Annotated in this window: 17 protein-coding genes, 1 tRNA gene, 1 pseudogene and 1 riboswitch; of the genes and pseudogenes, 13 read left to right on the top strand and 6 right to left on the bottom strand. The window is 58.7% G+C overall.

Annotation, left to right across the window (positions count from 1 at the left end; genetic code table 11):
- Nucleotides 1-12: 12 nt before the first annotated feature.
- The 4 genes from BJF91_RS18040 to BJF91_RS18025 all read right to left on the bottom strand — a co-directional run bounded on the left by BJF91_RS18040 (nucleotide 13) and on the right by BJF91_RS18025 (nucleotide 3,288).
- Complete coding sequence (locus BJF91_RS18040) at nucleotides 13-1,842, bottom strand: ABC-F family ATP-binding cassette domain-containing protein (protein ID WP_075615914.1); 1,830 nt, start codon at nucleotides 1,840-1,842, stop codon at nucleotides 13-15.
- Nucleotides 1,843-1,845: 3 nt separating this feature from the next.
- Nucleotides 1,846-2,499 carry a thiamine diphosphokinase gene (locus tag BJF91_RS18035; protein WP_075616089.1) on the bottom strand — a complete coding sequence of 218 codons (654 nt, stop codon included), beginning with the start codon at nucleotides 2,497-2,499 and terminating at the stop codon, nucleotides 1,846-1,848.
- 228 nt (nucleotides 2,500-2,727) lie between these two features.
- Entirely contained in the window at nucleotides 2,728-2,970 is a 243-nt protein-coding gene (rpsU, locus tag BJF91_RS18030) for a 30S ribosomal protein S21 (protein ID WP_075615913.1), read from the bottom strand.
- A 48-nt stretch (nucleotides 2,971-3,018) separates the two neighbouring features.
- Nucleotides 3,019-3,288, bottom strand: coding sequence for a cold-shock protein (locus BJF91_RS18025; RefSeq protein WP_075615912.1), 270 nt, complete (start codon nucleotides 3,286-3,288; stop codon nucleotides 3,019-3,021).
- Nucleotides 3,289-3,876: 588 nt separating this feature from the next.
- Between BJF91_RS18025 and BJF91_RS18020 the strand changes: the two are divergent.
- The 6 genes and pseudogenes from BJF91_RS18020 to BJF91_RS17995 all read left to right on the top strand — a co-directional run bounded on the left by BJF91_RS18020 (nucleotide 3,877) and on the right by BJF91_RS17995 (nucleotide 9,984).
- Nucleotides 3,877-4,732 (top strand): annotated as a pseudogene (locus BJF91_RS18020) (AAA family ATPase).
- A 59-nt stretch (nucleotides 4,733-4,791) separates the two neighbouring features.
- Nucleotides 4,792-4,869, top strand: a riboswitch (SAM riboswitch).
- 65 nt (nucleotides 4,870-4,934) lie between these two features.
- Nucleotides 4,935-5,858 (top strand): homoserine O-acetyltransferase MetA, encoded by a 924-nt coding sequence (gene metA, locus BJF91_RS18015; protein WP_075615911.1) that lies wholly within the window; start codon nucleotides 4,935-4,937, stop codon nucleotides 5,856-5,858.
- Nucleotides 5,859-5,860: 2 nt separating this feature from the next.
- Nucleotides 5,861-6,313: a GNAT family N-acetyltransferase gene (locus BJF91_RS18010; RefSeq protein WP_075615910.1), complete on the top strand. Its 453-nt coding sequence runs from the start codon at nucleotides 5,861-5,863 to the stop codon at nucleotides 6,311-6,313.
- Between the two features lie 3 nt (nucleotides 6,314-6,316).
- Nucleotides 6,317-7,504 (top strand): vWA domain-containing protein, encoded by a 1,188-nt coding sequence (locus BJF91_RS18005; protein WP_075615909.1) that lies wholly within the window; start codon nucleotides 6,317-6,319, stop codon nucleotides 7,502-7,504.
- 67 nt (nucleotides 7,505-7,571) lie between these two features.
- The gene (locus tag BJF91_RS18000) at nucleotides 7,572-8,582 is read left to right on the top strand and encodes an aldose epimerase family protein (RefSeq protein WP_139310760.1); all 1,011 of its coding nucleotides are present in this window, start codon (nucleotides 7,572-7,574) and stop codon (nucleotides 8,580-8,582) included.
- 115 nt (nucleotides 8,583-8,697) lie between these two features.
- Nucleotides 8,698-9,984 (top strand): MFS transporter, encoded by a 1,287-nt coding sequence (locus BJF91_RS17995; protein ID WP_075615907.1) that lies wholly within the window; start codon nucleotides 8,698-8,700, stop codon nucleotides 9,982-9,984.
- 358 nt (nucleotides 9,985-10,342) lie between these two features.
- Here the strand turns inward: BJF91_RS17995 and BJF91_RS17990 are convergent.
- Nucleotides 10,343-10,417, bottom strand: a tRNA-Gly gene (locus BJF91_RS17990).
- Nucleotides 10,418-10,749: 332 nt separating this feature from the next.
- Between BJF91_RS17990 and BJF91_RS17985 the strand changes: the two genes are divergently transcribed.
- The 4 genes from BJF91_RS17985 to BJF91_RS17970 all read left to right on the top strand — a co-directional run bounded on the left by BJF91_RS17985 (nucleotide 10,750) and on the right by BJF91_RS17970 (nucleotide 13,633).
- Nucleotides 10,750-11,259 carry a prolyl-tRNA synthetase associated domain-containing protein gene (locus BJF91_RS17985; RefSeq protein WP_075615906.1) on the top strand — a complete coding sequence of 170 codons (510 nt, stop codon included), beginning with the start codon at nucleotides 10,750-10,752 and terminating at the stop codon, nucleotides 11,257-11,259.
- 192 nt (nucleotides 11,260-11,451) lie between these two features.
- The gene (gene trxA / locus BJF91_RS17980) at nucleotides 11,452-12,438 is read left to right on the top strand and encodes a thioredoxin (protein WP_075616088.1); all 987 of its coding nucleotides are present in this window, start codon (nucleotides 11,452-11,454) and stop codon (nucleotides 12,436-12,438) included.
- Between the two features lie 264 nt (nucleotides 12,439-12,702).
- Complete coding sequence (locus BJF91_RS17975) at nucleotides 12,703-13,377, top strand: LON peptidase substrate-binding domain-containing protein (RefSeq protein ID WP_075615905.1); 675 nt, start codon at nucleotides 12,703-12,705, stop codon at nucleotides 13,375-13,377.
- A 67-nt stretch (nucleotides 13,378-13,444) separates the two neighbouring features.
- Nucleotides 13,445-13,633 carry a Trm112 family protein gene (locus BJF91_RS17970; RefSeq protein WP_075616087.1) on the top strand — a complete coding sequence of 63 codons (189 nt, stop codon included), beginning with the start codon at nucleotides 13,445-13,447 and terminating at the stop codon, nucleotides 13,631-13,633.
- Nucleotides 13,634-13,670: 37 nt separating this feature from the next.
- Here the strand turns inward: BJF91_RS17970 and BJF91_RS17965 are convergent, their stop codons facing one another.
- Nucleotides 13,671-14,885 (bottom strand): ubiquinone biosynthesis hydroxylase, encoded by a 1,215-nt coding sequence (locus BJF91_RS17965; RefSeq protein ID WP_075615904.1) that lies wholly within the window; start codon nucleotides 14,883-14,885, stop codon nucleotides 13,671-13,673.
- Nucleotides 14,886-14,986: 101 nt separating this feature from the next.
- Between BJF91_RS17965 and tesB the strand changes: the two genes are divergently transcribed.
- The 3 genes from tesB to BJF91_RS17950 all read left to right on the top strand — a co-directional run bounded on the left by tesB (nucleotide 14,987) and on the right by BJF91_RS17950 (nucleotide 17,833).
- Nucleotides 14,987-15,871, top strand: coding sequence for an acyl-CoA thioesterase II (tesB, locus tag BJF91_RS17960; RefSeq protein ID WP_075615903.1), 885 nt, complete (start codon nucleotides 14,987-14,989; stop codon nucleotides 15,869-15,871).
- Between the two features lie 218 nt (nucleotides 15,872-16,089).
- Nucleotides 16,090-16,440: a P-II family nitrogen regulator gene (locus tag BJF91_RS17955; RefSeq protein ID WP_324615723.1), complete on the top strand. Its 351-nt coding sequence runs from the start codon at nucleotides 16,090-16,092 to the stop codon at nucleotides 16,438-16,440.
- A 28-nt stretch (nucleotides 16,441-16,468) separates the two neighbouring features.
- Entirely contained in the window at nucleotides 16,469-17,833 is a 1,365-nt protein-coding gene (locus BJF91_RS17950) for an ammonium transporter (RefSeq protein WP_075615901.1), read from the top strand.
- The last annotated feature ends 350 nt before the right edge of the window (nucleotides 17,834-18,183 follow it).

Genomic DNA, 18,183 nt, shown 5'->3' with positions numbered 1-18,183 from the left:
ACGGTGAGATGACTAGCCTTCCAATTCCTCGCGCAGCATTTCCAGTTCCAGCCACTCTTCTTCCATGCGGGTGATGGACTGGCGCAGCGCCTCCATCTCGGTGGCGAGCTTGTTGAAAGTGGTGGGATCCTTGGTGAAGAGGTTGGGATCAGCCATTTTCGCCTCGCGCAGGGCGATTTCCTTTTCGGCTTTCTCCATCTCCTTCGGCAGGTTTTCGAGCGCAAATTTCTGCTTGAAGGAGAGCTTCCCCTTAGCCTTCGGCGCGCTGTCGCTGCTTTTGCCGCCCGCGTCCTGAACCTTGGCCTTCTCCGCCTTTTCAGCCCGCTTGCGCTCGTCTTCCAGACCCTTGCGCTGGGCCAGCATGTCGGAATAACCGCCGGCATATTCAATCCAGCGCCCATCCGGGGCTTCGGGATTGGCCGGCGCGATGGTTGACGTCACGGTGCGGTCAAGGAAATCACGGTCATGGCTGACAAGGATGACAGTGCCGGAATAGCTGGCGACGATCTCCTGCAGAAGGTCCAGCGTCTCGATGTCGAGATCGTTGGTCGGTTCGTCGAGGATCAGCAGGTTGGAAGGCTTGGCCATCATGCGGGCCAGCATCAGCCGGGCGCGTTCGCCACCTGAGAGATTGCGGATCGGGGTGCGCGCCTGCTCCGGCTGAAACAGGAAATCCTTCATATATCCGGTCACGTGCTTCTGTTCGCCATTGACGAGCAGGTTTTCACCACGTCCATCGGTCAGGTAATGAGCCAGCGAATCGTCCGGGTTCAGGTCTTCGCGCTTCTGGTCGAGCGTGGCGATCTCCAGATTGGTGCCGAGCTTGATGGTGCCGCTGTCGGGCGCCAGTTGTCCGGTCAGCATTTTCAGAAGCGTCGTCTTGCCGGCGCCGTTCGGGCCGACGAGACCGATGCAGTCTCCGCGATGCACACGGATGGAAAAGGGCGAGATAATCGTGCGCTCACCATAGGCCTTGGTGATCTTGTCGGCCTCGATTACCAGCTTGCCGCTTTCCTTGCCTTCGGTGGCACTCGCCTGGATCGTGCCCTGTGGCCCTTTGTGGCCGCGATAATCGGCTCGCAGGGTTTGCAGGTTGCCGAGCCTGCGCATGTTGCGCTTGCGTCTGGCGGTGACGCCGTAGCGCAGCCAATGCTCTTCGCGCTCGATCGCTTTGCCGAGCTTATGCTGCTCGATTTCTTCCTCTTCCAGCACCTTGTCGCGCCATTCCTCGAAATACGCAAAGCCCCGCGCCAGCCGGCGCGACAGGCCGCGATCGAGCCAGACGGTGGCGGTCGAGCATTTCTCGAGGAAGCGTCGGTCGTGGGAAATCAGCACAAGGGCACTACGGCTCTTGCGCAATTCCTCTTCCAACCATTCAATGGTCGGCAGGTCGAGATGGTTGGTCGGCTCGTCCAGCATCAGGATATCGGGCTCGGGCGCCAGCACCCGCGCCAAGGCCGCGCGCCGGGCCTCGCCGCCAGACAGGCTCTGCGGGTTTTCCTGGCCGGTCAGGCCCAGATGCTCCAGCAGATAGGTGACGCGGTAGGGATCGTCGCCAGGGCCAAGGCCCGCCTCGGCATAGGATTGCACCGTGGCATGGCTGCCGAAATCGGGAGCCTGTTCCAGATAGCGGATGGTGGCGGAGGGATGGCGAAACACCTCTCCCGATTGCGCCTCGACCAGGCCGGCGGCAATCTTCATCAGGGTCGATTTGCCAGAGCCGTTGCGCCCAACCAGGCAGATGCGGTCGCCCGGCTCCACCTGCAGACCGGCGCCGTTGAGCAGCGGCGTGCCGCCGAAGGACAGGAAGATATTGTCAAGCTTGAGGATAGGCGGTGCCAAGGGTCACGCTCCGGTCATGTCATAAGGGCGGGCAAGGATCACGGCATGGCCGCTGACAAGCGACAGCGTTACCGGACCTTCGGCCACGTTGGAAATGGTGCGGGACGATCCGAATGGCAGATCGAAACCCTGTAATGGATAACGGGCGCCGGCAATAGTCAGCCCGGTAAGGGCCGAAAAGCCGAGCACGGAAAACAGCGAGCCTTGCGGCAGATCGAGGTCCAGGCTCTTGCCAGCTTCAAGCGGCCAGGCTTCTTCTTCGCCTGACGTCAGGTGAATGGCGAGGCCCTGCGCCGCCAGCGCCACGGCCAACAGCAGATGCATGATGGCGTGGTCGGAGCGCTCGCCGCCAAGGGCACCGGCCAGCAGCAGCCGTGTGGCGCCGCGCTTGCGTGCTTCCTCAATGGCGATTTCACCATCCGTCAGGTTTTTACGGGCCGGGTAGGGCATGCGCGGCACGCCCGTGAAGGCCTCGGCGGAAAATCCGTCTGAACTATCGAAATCTCCAACCCACAGCTCCGGCATCAGGCCAAGGACCTCAGCATGGCGCATGCCGCCATCGGCGGCGATCGCACGTGTTCCCGCCACTGCCGAGGTGAGTCGTGGCGTAATGGCAAGGGGGCCGCCGAGCAGGATGGTGAAGGTCGTTTCCGTCATGGCCTTGCCATACTGCATAATTCCTTAAATCGGAATCGATTTAAGGAGAAAATCATGCAGCAGGTTTGAAGTGCTACAGAGAACCTGGATGCGCCATATGTGGCGCATGGCGCTGTAGCGCGTCTCGGCGGAAATGCAAAAGGCGTTCCATGATATTAGGAACGCCTGGGGCATTTTCGGTCCGATCGCTCGAAGTTTGTCCAGGACGAGGCCTGAACGAAGGGATTGTCAGCCGCGTGCGGCAAAAACCTTCTTCTTCGGCGCTGGCAGCAGGCCTTCGCGCTGAAGCTTCTTGCGGGCGAGCTTGCGCGTGCGACGCACGGCTTCCGCCTTTTCGCGGGTCTTCTTTTCCGACGGCTTTTCATAGGCCGAACGGGCCTTCATTTCACGAAAAAGACCTTCGCGCTGCATCTTCTTCTTGAGCACGCGCAGTGCCTGTTCAACATTGTTATCGCGGACGAGTACCTGCACTGTATCTCCTTTGGTGGTTGATGGAATAGGTGTCGTTTTAACTGTGGTTCAGGCTGGGCCACCGGGCGTCAGCCAAGAGCCAGCCGGCTTTTTCGTATCGAGGCCGCTGCCAGAACGGGGCGAGCGGTCCCTGTCGATTTCATCTTCGGCGATCGACCGGTCAAAGCCTTCGCTCTCAAAACGAACACGGTAGCGCCGGGTTCCCTGCTGTTCCGGCAGGGTGGCCAGAACCTTACAAACGCCCACAGAACGCGAGAGCCTGACTGGTCCGTCCTTCAGCACGACCATGTCGCCTGTCTTGTACAAATGCGCTGCCATGCCGGTCTCCTTCAAGCGATGTCTCTGACGAGCCATCCCGCAGAATAAAGTGTCAGACCGAATGCCGGAAAACCGCGATTATTGGCCGTGGTGAGACGGTGCGGAGACGGTGCGAACGGCGCGTTGGTTGATGTCTACGGTTCTTTTCGACCAGATTGGCCTTAAGAAAGTCGCCGCAGGCGTCGGTGATTTTTGCCTGATCCGTTGTCGAACCGCTCTGGTTCGATCTCGCGGCAGGCAGGCCGGATGGCCGGCAGAGTCATCATTCAGGCAGGGGAAACAGGAACCCGTTACCATCCGGAGCCAAAAAGCTTTCCTGCCGGAAACGCTGGCTCCATCCTGAATGGTCGGGCAGGATATGGGCGGCAAACTGGCAGATTTCAAGCAAAACACAAGCTTTATTTGCAAAGCCGTACGGTGGTGCGCGTTTTGCAATGGGCGCACTGGGCGTTTTAACACATTAAATCTATTGCATAATTCTTAAAATTGGCTCCGATCCACGCAATCAGGCGGTCGGTCCGCCATGGCTTGTCGCAAGGCCTTGCACTCACTACCTTCCCGAAAATTCATCTGGACGCAGGAGCAATCATGGCATTTTCCGGCCAGTTCATGGGAAGCGCGGATTACATTGCCGATAAGGATCTGACGATCGCCGTCAACGCTGCCATCGCGCTGGAGCGGCCGCTTCTGGTCAAGGGCGAGCCGGGCACCGGCAAGACCGAACTGGCCCGCCAGGTGGCATCGGCTCTTGGTCTGCCGATGATCCGAATGGAACATCAAATCCACCACCAAGGCGCAGCAAGGGCTTTACGAATACGATGCCGTGTCGCGGTTGCGCGATAGCCAACTCGGCGATCCGCGTGTCAGCGATATCGGCAATTACATCAGGCGTGGCAAGCTTTGGGAGGCTTTTGCGGCAGGGCAAAAGACGGTGCTGCTGATCGACGAGATCGACAAGGCAGATATCGAATTTCCAAACGACCTGCTGCAGGAACTCGACCGGATGGAGTTTCATGTCTATGAAACCGGCGAGACGGTGAAGGCGCAGGTACGGCCTATCGTCATCATCACCTCAAACAACGAGAAGGAACTGCCGGACGCCTTCCTGAGGCGCTGCTTCTTTCATTATATCCGTTTTCCCGATGCCGAGACCTTGGCGCGGATCGTCGAGGTTCATTATCCAGGCATCAAGCCTCGGCTGCTGACGGCGGCGCTGACCCGATTTTACGAAATTCGCGAGACGCCTGGCTTGAAAAAGCGTCCGTCCACTTCGGAAGCGCTGGACTGGATCAGGCTTCTGGTCGCCGACGAGGTCGATCCGGCCGATCTGAGGGCGGATGCGACCCAAGCGCTGCCCAAGCTGCATGGAGCGCTGCTGAAGAACGAGCAGGATGTGCATCTGTTCGAGCGACTGGTCTTTATGGCCTGGAGGGACGGGCGCTGACCTGCTGCGCTGCAGCTAAGGTTTTCATTGATTCGCAACGGTTGAAGGCGTAAATGACGTCTCTCTATCGTGGTGATTTGGCCGGCCGGCTTGCAGCCACGTAAAATAAGTCGCTAAAGGGCCGAGGTGAGTTCCAAGACTTTCCGAGGCTTAGGCGACAGCAAGCTGCCGACCGTGCCGTGACAGGAAAGTTGGACCTTCAATGCCGATCAAGATCCCCGATACGCTACCCGCCTTCGATGCCCTCGTGCATGAGGGTGTGCGGGTGATGACGGAAACCGCAGCGATCCGTCAGGATATTCGTCCGCTGCAGATCGCGCTCCTTAACCTCATGCCAAACAAGATCAAGACCGAGGTGCAGTTTGCCCGGCTGATCGGCGCCTCGCCGTTGCAGGTGGAACTGACCCTGGTGCGGATAGGTGGCCACAAGGCGAAAAACACGCCGGAAGAGCATCTTCTGTCCTTCTACCACACCTGGGAAGAGGTGAAGCACCGCAAGTTCGACGGTTTCATCATCACAGGCGCGCCGGTTGAGACGCTGCCGTTCGAAGAGGTGACCTATTGGAACGAGATGCAGCAGATCCTCGACTGGACGGAAACCAATGTCCATTCGACGATGAATGTCTGCTGGGGCGCGATGGCGGCGATCTACCATTTTCATGGCGTGCCGAAACATCCGTTGAAGGAAAAGGCGTTCGGCGTCTACCGCCACCGCAATCTGGCGCCGGCCTCGATCTATCTCAACGGCTTTTCCGACGATTTCCAAGTGCCGGTTTCGCGCTGGACCGAAGTACGGCGCGCCGATATCGAAAAAGTGCCCGATCTCAAGATTCTGATGGAATCGGAAGATATGGGCGTCTGCCTCGTGCAGGAAGACAAGGCGAACCGGCTCTACATGTTCAATCACGTCGAATATGATTCGACGTCGCTGGCCGATGAATATTTTCGCGACGTGAATGCCGGTATTCCCATCCGGATGCCGCATGACTACTTTCCGCACAACGACGATACGTTGACGCCGCTCAACCGCTGGCGCAGCCATGCGCATCTTCTGTTCGGAAACTGGATCAACGAGATGTACCAGACGACGACTTACAATCTAAGCGACATAGGCAAGGACCGCTAGCGATGGCAGACAATCTCGTGATCCGACCCATCGTGGCCGACGATGAGGCGGAATGGCGCCGGCTGTGGCGGGCCTATCTCGCCTTCTATGAAACCGAGTTGCCTGAGGAAATCTATGCCACCACCTTCGCCCGGCTGATCAGCGGCGGCGCTGGCGAGTTTCGCGGCTTTCTGGCGTTGGTCAATGGCAAGCCGGTTGGCCTCAGCCATTATGTCTTCCATCGGTCCTGCTGGTATCTGACCGACGTCTGCTATCTCCAGGATCTCTATGTCGACCCTGAAATCCGCGCTAGCGGCGTTGGCCGGGCGCTTATCAGCGCCGTCAAGGCGGCGGCGGAGGAGGCAGGGGCCGGCAAGGTCTACTGGATGACCCAGGAATTCAACGCCACCGCCCGCCGTCTTTACGACAAGGTGGCGGACAAGACGCCATTCATCATCTACCAGCAGCCGCTATAGCCGATGTTCCTGCCCTTCTTCCTCAAGCTCAGACAAGAGAAAATTCCCGTCTCGCTGCGGGAATATCTGGCGCTTCTGGAAGGGGTTGAGCGTGGGCTTGTCGATTTCGACATCGAAGCCTTCTACTATCTGGCGCGCACGGTGCTGATCAAGGACGAGCGGCATATCGACCGGTTCGACCTTGCCTTTGCTGAATGCTTCAAGGGGCTGCAGGCGGTATCCGGTGAACCTTCCGGTGCCGCATCCCAGGACCTGCCCGAGGACTGGCTGCGCAGGCTCTCGGAAAAGCATCTGTCGGAGGAAGACAAGGCATTGATCGAGGCGCTCGGCGGTTTCGACAAGCTGATGGAGACCCTGAAGCAGCGGCTGGCCGAGCAGAAGGAGCGCCATCAGGGCGGTTCCAAATGGATCGGCACTGCTGGAACTTCACCCTTCGGCGCCTATGGTTACAATCCCGAAGGTGTCAGGATCGGCCAGGACCAGTCTCGCCACCGCAGGGCGGTGAAGGTCTGGGATAACAGGGAGTTTCGCAATCTCGACGATTCCGTCGCACTCGGCACCCGCAATATCAAGGTGGCCCTGCGTCGTCTCAGGCGCTTCGTGCGCGAAGGGGCGGCCGAGGAATTCGATCTCGACGGTACGGTGCAGGCGACGGCGGAAAGCGGCTATCTCGAGGTCAGGACGAGGCCGGAGCGGCGCAATGCCGTCAAGCTGCTGATGTTCTTCGATATCGGCGGCTCGATGGACGATCACGTCAAGGGCGTGGAGGAGCTGTTTTCAGCGGCGCGGGCCGAATTTCGCCACATGGAACATTTCTATTTCCACAACTGCCTTTATGAGCGGGTGTGGAGGGACAATCGACGCCGACGGTCCGATACACTCGCAACGGACGACATCATCCGCACTTACGGGCCCGACTACCGGGTGATCTTCGTGGGGGATGCGGCGATGAGCCCCTATGAGATCACTATGGTTGGCGGCTCGGTGGAACATTGGAACGGAGAGCCGGGGGCAGTGTGGCTTTCGCGCATGGTGTCGCATTTTCGCAAGTGCCTGTGGCTCAACCCGTTGCAGCAGGATCATTGGGATTATACCCATTCCGTCGGTTTGATTTCGCGGTTGATGGGCGGGCGGATGCATCCGCTGACCCTAGGCGGGCTGGAGGATGCAGCGCGGGAACTGGCACGCTGAACGGCGTAAAAGACAATGGGGCACGGCGTCGGATCACCGGCGCCGGCATGGGAAAATGAGGAAGCAGATGCAGCGTTTGGAATTTGGAAAGACGGCTACGGGCGAAACGGTGGAACAGGTGGTGCTGCATGGCGGCGGCCTGATGGCCAAGGTGCTGACCTGGGGGGCAGTCCTCCAGGATCTGCGCATGGAAGGCCATGTGGCACCGCTGGTGCTCGGTTTCGAACGGTTCGAGGACTATGCCTTCCACTCCCCCTATTTCGGCGCGACACCCGGCCGGCTCGCCAACCGCGTTGCCGGTGGCCGCTTCACGCTCGATGGCCAGGACTATCAGCTGGAATGCAACGAACGTGGCTTCACCCACCTGCATGGCGGCAGCGACGGCATGGGTCGGCGTAACTGGTCGATTGCGGATCTTGCTCGCGACCGGGTGGTGCTCGAGATTACCGATCCCGCTGGGCGTGCTGGCTATCCCGGAAATGCCCATATCCGCGCCACCTATCATCTGCAGGACCATGGCGTTCTGTCTGTCGTCTACGAGACGACGACTGATGCGCCGACGCTCGCCAATGTCTGCCAGCACTCCTATTTCAACCTTGATGATTCTCCTGATATTCTCGACCACGAACTGATGATCGCTGCCGATCATTATCTGCCCGTCGACGACAGACTGATCCCTACCGGCGAGCAGCGTCCGGTTGCCGCCACGCCGTTTGATTTTCGGCAGATGGGCGTGATGCGCCGTGTCGAGGATGGCACCCAGGCGCCGTTCGACCACAATTTCTGTCTGTCGCAGGCGCGGGTCGCCAAGCGCAGCGTCGCGATGGCCCGCAGCCTCAAATCCGGCCTGTCCATGGAAGTGCGCACGACGGAGCCAGGCGTGCAACTTTATGCGGGCGTCTATCTGAATGTGCCGGTCGCCGGCCTTGAAGGACGCCGCTATGGCGCCTTTTCCGGCCTCTGCCTGGAAACCCAGATCTGGCCGGATGCGATCAACCAGCCGGGCTTTCCCTCGGCCGTCTTGCGCCCCGGCGAAACGCTGAGGCAGGAAACCGATTACGTATTTTCGGCAAGCTAATAGTTTCTTCGATCAGATGAGGAGCAACCAAAGCGTGACGCGGGAACAAATTATGGCATAATCGTGTTTACCACATCCGTCGGGCGCGATGCGGGCGGCTGTGGGAGGACATGTCTTGGTTTCCGAAAAAGCATTGATTTCAAAGATCACCTGGCGGCTAATGCCGTTTCTGGGCCTTCTTTATTTGATCGCCTATATCGATCGACAGAATGTCAGCTTCGCCAAGCTGCAGATGGTCGGCGCGCTGGGCTTGAGCGAATATGCCTATGGGCTCGGCGCTTCGCTGTTTTTCATCGGCTATTTCCTGTTTGAGGTGCCGAGCAATCTGTTTCTTGAGCGGTTCGGCGCCAGCCGCTGGTTTGCCCGCATCCTGGTCTCCTGGGGTGCGGTGACCATTGCACTCGCCTTCACCCAGAACGCTACGATGTTTTATATCCTGCGCTTCCTGCTGGGTGTCTGCGAAGCCGGATTTTTTCCTGGTGTACTCTATCTTCTGACGCTTTGGTTCCCGAGGGATTATCGCGGCCGGATGGTTGGGCTGTTCATGATCTTCAGCGCGCTTGCCAATGCCGTCGGCGCGCCCTTGGGCGGTGCTCTTCTCGATCTCGATGGCTTCCTTGGCTATCAGGGCTGGGAATGGGTGTTTCTCGCAACTGGCGTTCCGGCCGTGATCGCCGGCTTCGTCACTTGGTTCTACCTCTCCGATACGCCAGCCAAGGCCAATTTCTTGAGCGATGAAGAAAAGGCCTGGCTACAGACGCGACTCGACCAGGAAAATATCGGCATGGACCACAATGCCGATAACGGCTTCAAGGCGCTCGCCAATCCGAGGGTGTTGCTGATGTCGGTCTGCTATATCGGCTTTCCGCTGGCGGCCTATGGGCTCAGCTATTGGCTGCCGACCATCGTCAAGGGCTTTGGCGTGTCCAATACCATGAACGGGCTGATCAACATCATCCCCTGGATTGCCGTCGCCATCGCTCTTTATACCGTACCTGCCGTGGCCGACCGCAAGGAGAACAAGACGCCCTATATCGTCATTCCAGCTTTCATCGGCGCGGTCAGCCTGGTGATGTCGGCGGTACTAACCGATCAGGTGCTACAGTTCGTCTTTCTCTGCATCGCGGCTGCCGGGATCTTTGCGGGTCAGCCGGTGTTCTGGAGCCTGCCGTCGCGTTTCCTCAAGGGAGCTGGAGCCGCGGCCGGACTTGCCGCCATCAATTCGGTTGGCAATCTCGGTGGCTTCGTTGCGCAGAATGTCGTGCCGTTGATCCGCGACCAGACGGAAAGCACTATCGCTCCGATGTTCTTCCTCGCTGCCTGCCTCGCCATCGCAGGCGTGCTTGTGATGGTCATTGGCAGGTTGATGGCCCGTACGGCTGCAGAGACGGCCCGATCCTGACAATCAAACGGCGCGGCAATTGCAGGCAAGCCTCCACAGAAGCCCGTGGATCGCTACCGGCGCTAGGCGCTTACTGCATAATTCCTAAATCGGGATCGATTTAAGGAGAAAATTATGCAGCAAATTTAAAGCGCTACAGCATCGTGCGTTTTATAAAACGCACGATGCTGTAGCGGACAGCGGGGATGGTTACACTGTGATCGGCACCAAAACTTGAGGGCACTGAATAGACAGTGCTTCTTGAGGATGCTGAACTTTAAAATAGGAAGAGGTTGGCTCAGATATCTTGTAAATCAGCCGAGACCCGGTTAACCGCCGGATGCTAATTTCACAGTTTGCGAAAAGATATCGAGTAAACTGGAGCGGGCGAAGGGATTCGAACCCTCGACCCCAACCTTGGCAAGGTTGTGCTCTACCCCTGAGCTACGCCCGCTCATTTGCCATCGGTCCGGGGTAGTAAGCTGAACCGTGGGTCGCTGTGTTGCGGCGACGGGCGGTATATGACCCAAGTGCTTTTCGATTGCAACAGAGAAATGACGGCGGCTCCAAGATTTTTTTCAATCGCTGTCTAAGCCGTTTTATTGAAAAGATTATTTCGTGGCATGGCCGCCTGTCATTTCACGGAGGGACTGAGGGCAGCTTTGCGCTCGACCTTTATAAAACAGTTGAAGCCTGGGAGCCGTTGCCGCTAAACACTCGAAGTCGGTTGTGGATGCCCCTTGCGGCTGCCCACCGAACATTGCCGATCCATCGAGCAGGACCATCATGACCGAGACCGTACCGAAAACGCCCGCCGATCTGTTTGCCTTTCTCGATGGCCTTGGCATCGAGCATAAGACCTTGACCCATCCGCCTGTCTTTACCGTTGCTGAATCGGTCAGCCTGCGCGACGAAATTCCCGGCGGCCACACGAAGAACCTGTTCGTGAAGGACAAGAAGGACCAGTTCTTTCTTCTCACGGTGGAGGAGAACGCCGTGGTTGACCTGAAGACCGTGCATCTGACGATCGGCGCGGCCAGCAAGGTGTCGTTCGGCAAGCCGGAAAAACTGATGGAATATCTGGGTGTTGTCCCAGGTTCGGTGACGGCTTTCGGCGCGATCAACGATAGCGAGCACAAGGTCACCTTCGTTCTCGATGCCGACCTGATGCAGCACGACATCATCAATTGCCATCCGCTGTCGAATGACGCTACAACCTCCATCGGGCGCGACGATCTGTTGCGCTTTTTGGCGGCGACGGGGCATGAGGCCGTTGTCTTGAAAGTCACCGCCTGACACACGATTTAACAGCTTGGAAAGCGCCTCTCTGAGATGTGCTTTTTGAGCGATCCAGCGGCGACGATCGCTGCGGCACGTTCTACCATTGTCTCTTTGGAGGCCGGGTCGGGGTGCTAAAACGGGAAATGCGGCAGAGCCTTGTGTGCGGCACATACGCGCGCGGACTGTCGTGAACAGGCGGAGATGGTGATGAGCAATTCTGGCAATCCTTATGGCGGCTCCTATGGCGGGCAGATGACGGCGAACGCGCAGTTTGGCGCCGCTCCGGCATCCGCATCGGCCGCTCCGGCGGCTGGCGACCTGATCAAGGAAACGACCACCCAGGCCTTTGCCAAGGACGTGCTTGAGGAATCCAAGCGCCAGCCCGTGCTGGTCGATTTTTGGGCGCCGTGGTGCGGTCCCTGCCGGCAGTTGACGCCGATCATCGAAAAGGCCGTCAACGATGCCAAAGGCAAAGTCAAGCTGGTCAAGATGAATATCGACGACCATCCGACCATTGCCGGCCAGCTTGGCATTCAATCGATCCCCGCCGTGGTTGCCTTTATCGATGGCCGTCCGGCCGATGGTTTCATGGGTGCTCTGCCCGATAGTCAGGTGCGCCAGTTCATCGACAAGCTCGGCGGTCCCGCGGGCGGTGCCGATCAAGCGGCGGAAATCCAGGCGGTGCTCGAGGAGGCCAAGGGGCTTTACGACGAAGGCGATTTTGATGGCGCTGCCCAGCTCTATGCCGCCGTCATGCAGGCCGATCCTGAAAATGCCAAGGCCGTCGCCGGTATTGCCGATTGCATGCTGGGGCTCAACCAGCATGAACGCGTGCGCGAGATCATCGACGGTCTGCCTGAAGACATGGCCAAGAGCCCTGAAATCCAGGCGCTGGCAAAGAAGCTCGAGCAGATCGAAGAGGCCCGCAAGCTTGGCGATCCAGTGGCGCTTGAGCAGCAGCTTTCTCTCAATCCCGACGATCATGCCGCGCGCCTCAACCTGGCCAAGATCCGCAATGTTGAAGGCAAACGCCAGGATGCCGCCGAGCATCTGCTGCTGATCATGAAGAAGGACCGGACCTTCGAGGACGACGGTGCGCGCCGGCAATTGCTGGAGTTTTTCGAGGTCTGGGGTCCGACCGATCCGGCGACCATTCAGGCCCGACGCAAGCTCTCCTCCATTTTGTTTTCGTGATCCTGCAATCGCTGACGGGGTTGCGACCGGGCTCTTCGAAGCGATCGTGAAATTTGGTTGTGGGTGGTCATCAAGTTCGCTCTTGAGATCTGCCCGCAGCACGCCACATTATGACAAGTGGAAGCAGCAGTAATGCGTGCTTCCACACCCCTTCAGAGCATCGGTTCGTTGTGCCCCATAGGCGGAATCGAGCTTGCTTTGTCTTTCGCATGTCCGGGTGAAAGCCGCTGTGCATTGTGCCGGAAATGTCTTCAGGAGGTTGGAATGCAAGTCGGCAATGCGCGCTATTTGACGGCGGCTGATTTTCCGGAGACGTTGCCGGTGTTTCCGTTGACGGGAGCGCTGCTGTTACCGGCAGGGCAATTGCCTCTGAATATTTTCGAGCCGCGCTATTTGGAAATGTTCGATGCGGCGCTGCGCAGCAACCGGTTGATCGGCATGATCCAGCCGGCGCTGACTGAGCCTTACGAGATCTCGCACGGCGTGCCTGCGCTGTGCAGCATGGGCTGCATCGGCCGGATCACGTCCTTTGCCGAAACTGGCGATGGCCGCTATATCCTCTCGCTGGCTGGGATCTGCCGCTTCCGGATGGTCGAGGAAGTGAAAACCTCCCACCCATTCCGCACCGCCCGTATTTCGCCGTTCATGGCCGATCTCGCGTCCGAGAGCCAGGAAAACAGTGTTGACCGGGATCGGCTGCTTGAGGTGTTTCGTGCCTATCTCGACGCCAACAAGCTGGAAGCCGATTGGGATAGTGTGCAGCGGGCCAGCAATCTGACGCTGGTCAATTCGCTCTCGATGATGTCGCCGTTCACGCCCGCTGAAAAGCAGGCACTGCTGGAGGCGACGGATCTGCATAGCCGCACTGAAACCCTGATCGCCATCACCGAAATCTACTTGGCGCGTGGTCTCAATGACGCGGACCCTGTTCTGCAATAAGCTGAAGCATTTCCGGACGGAAAGCCGGTTCAGCTTTCCTTTGGAATGCTCTTAAGAGGTGACGGCAATGGACCAGAGAATGAACGGTGTCGATCCGAAGATGCTGGAGCTTCTGGTATGCCCGCTAACTAATGGCCGGCTGACGCTTGACCGTGAGCACAACGAGTTAATTTCAGAAAAGGCGAGGCTCGCCTATCCGATCCGCGACGGTATTCCGATCATGCTAGTGTCAGAGGCCCGCAAGATCGAAGACTGACCTTTGGTTGACGTTTTAGTGCGGGTTGCGCAGACAATTAGATCGTCTGGCCGGCCAGAAGCTTCGGTCCATGCTTGACGCCTGTACCGGCCGCCTCCGAGATGAAATAATGCTTCAGCTTCGGCAGGCGTTCCACAAGACCAAGGCCGAAATCCCGCGCAATCCTGATGGGCGTGCTGTCATTCGAGAATAGCCGGTTCAGAACGTCAGTGGTTACACCCATGCGGAACGTGTCAAAGCGGCGCCAGGTCTGGTAGCGCTCCAGCACCGTCAGATCGCCGATGTCGAGTCCGAGGCGATCGGCTTCGACGATGGTTTCCGCAAGCGCTGCGACATCCTTGAAGCCGAGGTTGAGGCCCTGGCCGGAAATCGGATGAATGCCGTGGGCCGCGTCGCCGGCAAGCGCCAACCGCGGAGAGACAAAGGCCCGCGCCAGCGTCAGGCCCAGCGGAAAGGCGCGCCGGTCGCCGGTCGCGCGGATCGTGCCGAGCTTGTGGCCGAAGCGACGCTCCAGTTCTGTTTCAAAAATCAGGTCGTCTTCTGCCACCAGCCGATTGGCGTCATCTGTGCGTTCCGTCCAGACAAGCGATGAACGATTGCCGGTCAGAGGCAGAATGGCAAATGGGCCAGCGGGCAGGAAATGTTCTTCCGCGACGCCGTCGTGCGGGCGCTCGTGCTCGACTGTCGTGACGATGCCGGACTGGCCGTAGGACCAGTTGACGGTCTTGATACCAGCCATGTCACGCAGGCGCGAGCGCACGCCGTCGCAGGCAATCACCAGACGGCTGGCCAGCGTGCTGCTGTCAGACAGTGTAATCTGCGCCTGAGCACCGCCCACCGAAAAGCCTGTGGCTTTCAGCCCGTGGCGGATCGTGATGCCAACCTCTGCGGCCTTGTCGATGAGTGCGCCGACCATGGCGACGTTGGGCACCATATAGGCGAAAGGCCTGCCTTCCTCGATGCTGCCATCGAATGTCAGGAAGACTGGACGGACCGGATCGCTGGTGCGCGAATCCGTGACGATCATCCGGTTGATCGGCTGCGATTGCGGTTCGATCGCGCTCCAGACGCCGAAAACTTCAAGCATTTTCGTAGCTGCAGCGATCACGGCTGATGCGCGCGGATCCTTGCGCCATTGGCCCTCAGGCGCGGCTTCGATTACCACGATCTCCAGATGCGGGGCTGCGAGTTTGACGGCCAGGGCCGCAGAGAGGCCGACATAGCCGCCTCCAACCACTGTGATGTCCGCCATCGTGAACTCCCTTCCTGCTTGCATCGTGATAGCTTGTATCGCATTCAGGGTCTTATATAGATCAGTTAGAACCGACTTCCTACCGCCGGAGCTTTTCCAAAATGCCGCAGACAGAAAATTCTCAAACGCCGATGGAAAAACTGATCGAAACCCTCGATATCGAGGCACTCGAAATCGATCTGTTCCGCGGTGTCAGCCCTCAGGTGGGATGGCAGCGGGTTTTCGGTGGCCAGGTTATCGCCCAGGCGTTGATGGCGGCGCAACGCTGCGTCGAGGGCGAGCGCTATGTGCATTCGCTTCACGCCTATTTCTTGCGCCCGGGCGATCCCGAGGTGCCGATCCTGTATCAGGTAGAACGGACACGCGACGGTGCCAGCTTCTCTACCCGCCGCGTTGTGGCGATTCAGCACGGCAAGGTTATCTTCTCGATGTCGGCCTCCTTCCAGGATGATGAGGAAGGCTATTCTCATCAGTTGGTGATGCCGAATGTAACGCCGCCCGAGGGATTGATGGGCGAGCGGGAGTTTCGCGAGATGTTCCTGTCGCAGGCGCCGGAGCATGTGCGCGCCTACTGGGCGCGCGAACGTCCGGTGGAATTTCGCCCGACCTCCTTCCTCCATTACCTGACCAAGGACAAGCTGGAGCCCAAGGCCGATATCTGGGTGCGCATGACCGGCACTGTTCCCGATGACCGCCGGCTGCAATCGGCGATCCTTGCCTATCTCTCCGACATGACGCTTCTCGATGTGGCGCTTTATGCCCATGGCTCGTCCGTATTCGACCAGCGCATCCAGGCCGCCAGCCTCGATCACGCCATGTGGTTCCATCAGCCCACCAAGCTCGATGACTGGCTGCTCTACTCCCAGGACAGCCCCAGCGCCTCGGGTGGTCGGGGAATGACCAGAGGCTCAATTTATACGCGGACCGGCCAACTGGTCGTTTCGGTTGCGCAAGAAGGCCTGATTCGGAAAAGGGCAAATGATTAATTTTTGTGCAGTTTCATGAAATTGCACAAAAAAAATTGTAATTTTGCCCAATTGGCTGCCCTTTTTTTGGTGCCCTCGATAAAATCCTTATGATTTCAATTGGTTATCTTCCGATTCGGACTTGGCACACCGTTTGAATGTAAGGAGCCAGTCGCTGCCCGCTGTCGCAGGCTGAGCGTCGAGGAGATACGGCGTTTTTCGCCGCCGATAACCAGAGGATGGGAAACCAGATGAAGATTGTGATGGCCATTATCAAGCCGTTCAAGCTGGACGAGGTGCGTGAAGCACTTACGGCTGTCGGTATCCAGGGCCTGACCGTCACTGAGGTCAAGGGCTATGGGCGCCAAAAGGGGCATACGGAGATCTATCGCGGCACGGAATATGCCGTCAGCTTTCTGCCCAAGCTGAAGATCGAAGTGGCCGTGGCGACTGACCTGGCCGACAAGGCCGTCGAAGCCATCGCGTCGGCCGCCAAGACCGGCCAGATCGGCGACGGAAAGATTTTCGTCTATTCGATCGATCAGGCGGTGCGTATCCGCACTGGCGAAACCAACACCGAAGCCTTGTAAGACCGGCCGTCTAGGGGAGTTCATATCTATGTCGCTTTCGAAATTTACATCTCTAGCCATGCGCCTTTCGGCTGCATCGGCTGTCCTGCTGGCGCCGGCAATTGCCTTCGCGCAGGATGCGGCGCCTGCCGTTGCGGCGGCTGCGGCAGCGGCTCCTGTTCCCGACAAGGGCGACACGGCCTTCATGTTCCTGTCGACCATCATGGTTCTCTTCATGGCCGTTCCCGGTCTCGGCCTGTTTTATGGTGGCCTGGTACGCGCCAAGAACATGCTGTCCGTGCTGATGCAGTGCACGGTCATCGCTGCGATGGTGATGATCGTCTGGGTTATCTATGGCTATTCCTTTGCTTTCGGCGGCGGCGAAAATCCATTTTTCGGCGGCTTCGCCAAAATGTTCCTGTCGGGCGTCGACACGACGACGACGGCTGCGACCTTCACCAAGGGCGTGGTCATTCCGGAATATATCTTCATGTTGTTCCAGATGACCTTCGCGGCAATTACGCCTGCGCTGATCATCGGCGCCTTTGCTGAACGTATCAAGTTCTCGGCAGCTATCCTGTTCTGCCTGCTGTGGGTCACCTTCGTCTATTTCCCGGTCGCTCACATGGTCTGGGATGCGAAGGGCTATCTCTTCGGCCTCGGCGCGCTTGATTTCGCTGGCGGCACGGTCGTTCACATCAACGCTGGTGTTGCTGGTCTTATCGGCGCCATTCTGGTCGGCAAGCGCACCGGCTACGGCAAGGACATGATGGCTCCGCATTCCATGACGCTCACCTATGTCGGTGCCGCCATGCTGTGGGTCGGCTGGTTCGGCTTCAACGCCGGCTCCAATCTCGAAGCCTCTGGTGGCGCCATGCTGGCCACCGTCAACACCTTCATTGCGACGGCGGCTGCCATTCTTTCCTGGTGCCTGGTTGAATCCTTCACGCGCGGCAAGGCCTCGATGCTGGGCGCTGCTTCGGGCATGATCGCAGGTCTGGTTGCCATCACGCCGGCCGCCGGTATCGTCGGTCCGATGGGCGCCATCGTCATGGGCGTCATCGTTTCGCCGCTGTGCTACTTCTTCGTCTCCGTGGTGAAGAACAAGTTCGGCTATGACGACACTGCTGATGTCTTCGGCGTCCATGGCGTTGGCGGCATGTTCGGTGCCATTTCCACCGGCATTTTCGCCAGTGCCTCGCTCGGCGGCGTCGGCTACGTCGGTGAGCAGACCATGGGCGGTCAGGTCATGGTGCAGATCCAGGCTGTGGTCATCACCATCCTGTGGACCGGTATCGGCTCTGCGATCCTCTACAAGATCGTCGATGTCATCGTTGGCCTGCGCGTTCCAGTCGAAGCCGAGCGCGAAGGTCTCGACCTCGCCTCGCACGGCGAAGCTGCTTACCACTCTTAATAGATCGTCATACCCTTGCGGTTCATCCGCAGAGGTAAGGCAAACTTCCAACCCGGGCCTCGCGCCCGGGTTTTGCGTTTATGGGCGCAGAGGTGTTTGTCTGCGCCAACGCGAGCCGATGCTGGCAATGGAATGTTGGCATCTCCGGCTCGAAATCCGGTTGTGAAGCTCCATATATATCCGTCAGGATCAGGGGGATTTTCCGCAGGCGCCAAGGGGTAATCCATGGTTAAAGGAGCGTTAACCCCCTTTCTGGTAATCTAGACATTCGCAGCTGGCCCGAGATTCGTTCTGTGCCGGCGCTTGCGAATCTTGATCAAATTGCACTTTTGACAAATTGCACTGGCAGG

The sequence above is a fragment of the Gillisella taibaishanensis genome, from assembly GCF_001938985.1.
In the GTDB taxonomy this organism is placed as follows: Bacteria; Pseudomonadota; Alphaproteobacteria; order Rhizobiales; family Rhizobiaceae; genus Allorhizobium; species Allorhizobium taibaishanense.
This window is presented reverse-complemented; position numbering and strand designations above follow the sequence as displayed.